The sequence below is a fragment of the Microcystis sp. M31BS1 genome (assembly GCF_020245285.1).
GTDB classification, from domain to species: Bacteria; Cyanobacteriota; Cyanobacteriia; order Cyanobacteriales; family Microcystaceae; genus Microcystis; species Microcystis panniformis.
The window spans coordinates 22,950-29,370 of sequence record NZ_JADBVE010000019.1; the positions used below are offsets into that span (position 1 = coordinate 22,950).

General features: G+C 42.2%; 7 protein-coding genes. 4 read left to right on the forward strand and 3 right to left on the reverse strand.

Features of this window, described 5'->3' with window-relative positions:
- Positions 1 to 49: 49 nt before the first annotated feature.
- From IM509_RS00865 to IM509_RS00880, 4 genes are all read left to right on the forward strand, one after another.
- The gene (locus IM509_RS00865; RefSeq protein ID WP_002788005.1) at positions 50 to 565 is read left to right on the forward strand and encodes a DUF1499 domain-containing protein; all 516 of its coding nucleotides are present in this window, start codon (positions 50 to 52) and stop codon (positions 563 to 565) included.
- Positions 566 to 630: 65 nt separating this feature from the next.
- Positions 631 to 1,128 carry a DUF427 domain-containing protein gene (locus IM509_RS00870; RefSeq protein ID WP_185237748.1) on the forward strand — a complete coding sequence of 166 codons (498 nt, stop codon included), beginning with the start codon at positions 631 to 633 and terminating at the stop codon, positions 1,126 to 1,128.
- A gap of 252 nt (positions 1,129 to 1,380) precedes the next feature.
- Positions 1,381 to 2,262: a 4-hydroxybenzoate solanesyltransferase gene (locus IM509_RS00875; RefSeq protein WP_185237749.1), complete on the forward strand. Its 882-nt coding sequence runs from the start codon at positions 1,381 to 1,383 to the stop codon at positions 2,260 to 2,262.
- 100 nt (positions 2,263 to 2,362) lie between these two features.
- Positions 2,363 to 2,602, forward strand: coding sequence for a DUF6737 family protein (locus tag IM509_RS00880; protein ID WP_016514583.1), 240 nt, complete (start codon positions 2,363 to 2,365; stop codon positions 2,600 to 2,602).
- Here IM509_RS00880 and IM509_RS00885 read toward each other — a convergent pair.
- The 3 genes from IM509_RS00885 to IM509_RS00895 all read right to left on the reverse strand — a co-directional run.
- Positions 2,567 to 4,867, reverse strand: a complete 2,301-nt coding sequence (locus IM509_RS00885) for an ATP-dependent helicase (RefSeq protein WP_052275751.1) — start codon at positions 4,865 to 4,867, stop codon at positions 2,567 to 2,569. The genes IM509_RS00880 and IM509_RS00885 overlap by 36 nt on opposite strands.
- Positions 4,868 to 5,164: 297 nt before the next feature.
- Entirely contained in the window at positions 5,165 to 6,139 is a 975-nt protein-coding gene (gene tilS / locus IM509_RS00890) for a tRNA lysidine(34) synthetase TilS (RefSeq protein ID WP_072923532.1), read from the reverse strand.
- Positions 6,140 to 6,196: 57 nt separating this feature from the next.
- On the reverse strand, positions 6,197 to 6,421 hold a 225-nt coding region (locus IM509_RS00895; protein WP_353847192.1), incomplete at its 5' end, for a hypothetical protein.

The following is a 6,421-nucleotide window of genomic DNA, read 5'->3' on the forward strand; positions in this document are numbered from 1 at the left end:
GTCACACCTATCAATGTTAAGTTAATTGAAGTGATTCTGTAAGACTAGCATGACTGAAACTTCCGACACGGTGAAAAAATCTTTCCGGCTAACCCCGTTTATTTTCCTGGGAATACTGCTCATCTGGCTAGGAATTAGGTTAATTGCTCCCGATAGCGTCAGTTTATTCGCCGGTACTCGTCCCGATTATTTGGGAGTCAGGGAAGGTAAACTGGCCCCTTGTCCGGTCACTCCTAATTGTGTTAGTAGTCAGAGTCAGGATCCGGCTCATTCGATCGAACCCCTTAGTTATCAGGGTAGCGGGGAAAAAGCGATCGAGCAATTAGCTAAAATTATCGCTTCCCAACCGAGAACTAAAATTATTAACCAAGATAGTAACTATCTCTACGCCGAATTTAGCAGTCAATGGATGGGATTTGTCGATGATCTGGAATTTTCTCTTAATCCTAGCAAAAATGCGATCGATGTTCGCTCGGCCTCCCGCTTAGGAGAATCGGATTTAAATGTCAATCGAGAACGAGTGGAAACCCTGAGAAAACTCTTTTCAGTGAGCAGTAAACAGTAAACAGTGAGCAGTAAACTGAATACTGTTTACTGTTTACTGACTCGGAGAATAATATAAGAAAAATTATGTTTCGTCCCCAACCGATACCAGCAAAAGCAGGACAGGAATCCGTCTGGGATTATCCTCGTCCCCCGCGCCTAGAATTATCGCCTAAACACCTACAAATTATCTTTAATGGTGTGATAATTGCCGATACTAAAAGCAGTTATCGAGTTCTAGAAACCAGTCATCCCCCAGTTTATTATCTACCGCCCCAAGATATTAAAATGGAATACCTGCAAGCCACAGCAGAAAAGTCTTTTTGTGAGTGGAAAGGTCTAGCCGGATATTACAATATCACCCTTGGCGACCAACAGGCAATTAACGCCGCTTGGTATTATCCGGATCCGACACCAGAGTTTCAGGCAATTAAGAATTATCTGGCTTTTTATCCTGCGAAAATGACCGCTTGTTATGCCGACGGGGAATTAGTACAACCGCAACCGGGCAACTTTTACGGGGGATGGATAACCTCCGATGTGGTCGGTCCGTTTAAAGGCGTTCCCAATAGTTGGGGCTGGTAATCACGTTAAGTAAGTAGAGTTTGCTGAAAAAGTTTACTGGTGGGGTTAGGAGTCAGTAGCTGGTCGTCAGTAGCCGGTCGTCGGTCGTCAGGAGATTATTTTTATTTATTCTTCCCACACCCCAAACCCCACACCCCACTTCCCCAAAACCCCACTTCCCACACCCCACTTCCCCAAAACCCCACACCCCACACCCAACCCCCCACACCCCACACCCCCTTAACTCCTAGTTTCTACTTTTTACGAGAAATTATGACCATATCCCAACCCGATCTAGAACCCACTTGGATGACGATTATTCGCCTCTTGCGCTGGGATAAACCCGCCGGTAGGTTAATTTTGATGGTTCCCGCTTTATGGGCGGTATTTTTGGCGGCAGACGGGGTGCCACCACTACCCTTGATCGGGGTGATCATTTTGGGAACTTTGGCCACTAGCGCCGCCGGTTGTGTGGTTAACGATCTTTGGGATCGCGATATCGATCCACAAGTCGATCGCACTCGTAACCGTCCTTTAGCGGCCAGAGCTTTATCGATCAAGGTTGGTTTGATTATCGCTCTGATTGCTTTCTTTTGCGCCGCGATTTTAGCTTTATATCTGAATTTCCTGAGTTTTTGCCTATGTTTAGCCGCTGTTCCCTTGATTATCTGCTATCCTCTCGCCAAGCGTTTTTTTCCTGTACCCCAATTGGTTCTTTCTCTCGCTTGGGGTTTTGCGGTTTTAATCTGTTGGAGTGCCGTCACCGGGTCGTTAAATAGTAATACATTTATATTATGGGGAGCGGTGATTTTTTGGACATTAGCATTTGATACAATTTATGCTCTGTCCGATCGAGAGGATGATCTCAAGGTTGGTATTAACTCTAGTGCCATCTTTTTCGGCAAATACGCCCCAGAAGCCGTGGGGGTCTTTTTTGCCCTGACAGTGGGTTTATTGGCTTGGGAGGGGCAAAAAATGCAGTTATCAGCCTTTTTTTGGCTAGGGTTGGGTCTAGCGGCGATCGCTTGGTTGCGTCAATACTGGTTGTTACGTCAATCGGATTTACCCAAACCAGTTTATGGTCAAATGTTCGGTCAAAATGTTTGGGTCGGTTTTATTTTATTAGCGGCTATGATTGGGGGAAGTTATTTTTAAATAAGTAAATCGAGTAATGTTTTACTCTTTCGGTCTTCCCAAGCGTTTTTTAAGCTCGATCGCTCTAAAATTGAGTTAGTAAATTACCGAACCTTAACCAATGTCTAACTCGAAATCTAGTAGCGTTTGGGATCACAAACCCCGTTGGTGTCAACCTTGGTCGATTTTATTGACAGGAATTACCCTGATTGCCGGCTGTTGGTTTTTAACTCAGCGTCTCTGGTTAACTCTACTCCTATCTATTCCTATACTCCTCTGGTGGTTTGTCTTCCTAATTCTTTATCCGCGGACGCTGCAGCAACAGTTAAACACAGAAAGAATCGGGGAAAGCATTGATTAAAACAGGAAAGACAGGACAGGGATTTTTATCCTGTAATTGACTACTTTCATCTCCGCGAAAAGTGTTCCAACGGAAGGGAGCTTTTTTTTCACTCGACATCCATAAAAGTCTTTTTGCTCGCGTCATCGCTACATACAAAAGTCGGTATTCTTCAGCTTTTTTAAGTTGTCCAGCTTCTAACCAAGCGCTTAAAGGTGGGGGAATAATTGGTATGCTGTCGGGGTTTAAATAGCGTTGATGAACCGCTGCTCGAATTTGCGCTCGTGCCACTTCTGCGAGGGTAAAATCTCCCAAAAATTTCGCCCCATTGGGAACCCAAGGTTTGCCGGGGATAATATCTTCATGAAGAAAGGGAATAAAAACATAATCCCAGTCTAAACCCTTGGCTTTGTGCATAGTAATAATAGTCAGTTGTCCGGGACGAGTATAACAATCGTCGTTATCTTCTTCCACTCCTTCAAAGCGCTCAGAGGCGATAATTTCATTAAGGGTATTAATTGTATTTTTCAGAGAACTATTACCAGCAGTTTCCTGATAAATACGGGCGGTTAATTTTTGCAATGTGGCTAATTCTGACCCCGAATATTGGAGAGTCATAGCGAAAAAAGACAGGAGTTGATAATGGGGTAATTCTAATCTAGCTTTTAGTAAACTGCAACAATAACGACGGGCGATTTTTTCGTTAGATTTCAGTTCAGGATCGAGGGGAGTGGGATAAAGAAATTGTTCGGGATAGGTAACTAAAGGATTTAAGTCTTGGGCAGTAATTAAACCCCTAAATTGTAGCACTTCTAAAGCCGCTTTGAGATAATCGGGAGAGTGGGGACGTTCGACAAAAGCTAATAGTTTCAGCATTTCGGCGGGAATTTGGGAAAAGCGATCGATCTCGTTAGCTTCAAAAATTCTGATTTGATAACTTTTATAAAAATGGGCGAATTTTTGAGCAAAAAAGTGTCCTTGTCGATTTTCTCTAACGAGGATAGCGGCATTATGTTGAGGATTTTCTTGGAGTAATTTAACTAGACGTTTTTCAATTAATTCTACTGTTTGATAAATGTCATCGGGTTGATAAATTTCTAATCCTTTTCCCTCTTTAACTGGATTAGGTTGGGGATCTTCAGCACCGACGGGAAGAATCGCTTGAACCCGAAAAGGCGCCTCGGTAACTTTATGATTATCTTTTCCCTGTTTCCAATCTCGATCGACCCATTGTAACACTAAATTAGCAGCTTCAATAATTTTAGTATTGCTGCGACCTGCTTGGTTCATAGTGGATAAATTGCCTTCGTTTTGACAACTTTCACAAAACCAATTAAAGTAAACAGGATCGGCGGGAGTAAAGGTAGAATTAATCGCTTGATTGGGATCGCCGACGCGAATTAAATTAGGTATTTCTCCGTCATTATTTTTTGCTAAAATAGTAATTAGTTTTTCTTGGAGAGGACTAGAATCCTGTGCCTCATCTTCAAAGACTCCAAAGACAGATTTTTGCCATTGTCGGCGAATTTTTTCTTCCTCTAATACTCGCAAGGCTCCTAAAATCATGTCATCATAATCTATATAGTTTTTCTGACGCATCAGGATTTCATACTGTTCGTACAAACCACTAGCCATAGCGAGAATTTGATAATTATCGTCGGTATAGTGGCTTAATTCCCAGACTTGCTGCGGTGATAATCCCGAACTTTTTAGCTCATGAATGGCCGCATAAGCAAGACTAGGTAAAATTTCGGTTCTCAGCACCGATTGACGGCGTAATCTTTCGGTTTCTTCCCCATCAAATTCTACTCCTTCTAATAACTTTTGATAACGAATTGGATCGGCAATTAGCCATTTTTCCACCGAGTTTCTAATAATTCTGTGGCTAGGAGTCGGAATAACTAAGGTAGAAGATTCGAGGTCTAATGCCGATAATTCTGGGTAACGACGGGCCAATTGTAGGGCCAGTCCGTGCAGAGTTTGAACGCTAAAACCTTGAGCAGAAAGCTGTAAATCTTGCAAGCGTTGTTTAATTTTAGCTTTAATACTAGCGGCAGCCGAGCGGGTGTAGGTGACAATAATTAACTGTTTTTTAGCGTGCAGTTGCTCACGAGCAATAACCATAGCGGCAGCTACTGCTAAACTGTGAGATTTTCCCGCTCCCGGCACCGCAGAAATGGCCATTTTTCCCCCTTGCCAATCGGCTAATTCCTGTTGTCCGGCGCGTAGTTGTTGCCGGAGATTTACCAGTAAATTTTCTCGATTAATTACTTTAGTTTCGCTCATTATGCCCCGCCAATTTTATTCTTAGTTTAATTGTATTACCATTTTAGTTTCTTCTTAAACCAATTGCTGTAAAAGTTAGCTAGAGATAACTAGAATGGGGAGATGGGTTTTTTCAGTGAACAGTAAACAGTAAGCAGTAATCAGTGAAAAGAAAGTAGCGAAGGGGGTTGGGTTTCATGCTTCAACCCAACCTACGTTCATCTTATATTTAATTCCACCCACCCACTTAATCAGTGAAAAGAAAGTTTTCACCTAACACTGTCCACTTAAAACTGTAATCTGATAACTGATAACTGATCACTGATAACTAATATATAGCCAATTTTGTTGTACTTCTACCCGAATTTTGCCGGTTAAGGAAGAAGTGGCATTGCGATTAACACCAGTAATGAGATTAACCACTGACTCAACTTCGGCAAAATTAGGCGATGATGGTAAATATTGAGCTAAAAATAAACGAATCACTCGTCTTTGTATCGCTAGAGGTAAAATTTGTAAAGGGGAGCGATCGAGTCTTTTTTGATCTAGATCAATAACCTGACGAAAAATATCCCGGGCAATACTATCTAAATAATCGCTTTCTGCTTCCAAAATTTCAGCAGTTTGGGCGAGATGTTTTTCGATTTGGGGATTTAAATTAGTTTGCAGGTAGGGTAATAATTCCTGACGGATGCGATTGCGAGCATAGCGTAAATTCTCATTAGCTCGATCATACCAGATCGGTAATTCTCGACTTTGACAAAAAGCGAAAGTTTCCCCGCGAGTGACATTTAAGAGGGGACGGACTAAAAAAATATCTGGGGTTAAACTTGTCAACCAAGTTAAGGCAGAAAGTCCATCACTACCCGCCCCGCGCGTGAGATTATAAAGAAAAGTTTCCGCTCGATCGCTCCTCGTGTGTGCCGTGAGAAGATAATTAAAACCCTGTTCTTGGGCGATTGTTTGTAAAGCTTGATAACGCCATTGTCTTGCTTTGGCTTCTGTTTCCGCCATGGGGGGTGCAGTGGCAATATAAACGGGTAATTGCCAAATTTCGGCGATTTTCTGCACATGATCCACTAATCCTCCGTCGTAGGACCAACGGTGATCACAATGAGCGATCGCTAGTTGCCAACCCCAACGAGAGCGCAAATCCAGCAATAATTGACCTAAACAGAGGGAATCCTGACCCGCAGACAATGCCACTAACAGAGACGCATTTTTAGGTAGTAATTGTCCCTTTTTCACCGTGGTTTCCAGACGAGTATGGAGAGGTGTCCAAAAATTAGCCAAAATTTTTAGATTTATTTACTTGACAAGGGTGTGGGAAGTATTTTCAGTGAACAGTAATCAGTGAACAGTAATCAGTGAAAAGAAATTAGCGAAGTTTTCACCTAACACTGTCCACTTAAAACTATAATCTGATAACTGATCACTGATCACTGATAACTGATAACTGATCACTGATAACTGATAACTGATCACTGATAACTGATCACTGATCACTGATAACTGATCACTGATAACTGATAACTGATAACTGATAACTGATAACTGATAACTGATAACTGATAA

Coding starts and splice junctions, on each gene's coding strand:
- IM509_RS00875 (WP_185237749.1), top strand. CDS start 1,381: ATGACCATATCCCAACCCGATCTAGAACCCACTTGGATGACGATTATT.
- IM509_RS00865 (WP_002788005.1), top strand. CDS start 50: ATGACTGAAACTTCCGACACGGTGAAAAAATCTTTCCGGCTAACCCCG.
- IM509_RS00885 (WP_052275751.1), bottom strand. CDS start 4,867: ATGAGCGAAACTAAAGTAATTAATCGAGAAAATTTACTGGTAAATCTC.
- IM509_RS00870 (WP_185237748.1), top strand. CDS start 631: ATGTTTCGTCCCCAACCGATACCAGCAAAAGCAGGACAGGAATCCGTC.
- IM509_RS00880 (WP_016514583.1), top strand. CDS start 2,363: ATGTCTAACTCGAAATCTAGTAGCGTTTGGGATCACAAACCCCGTTGG.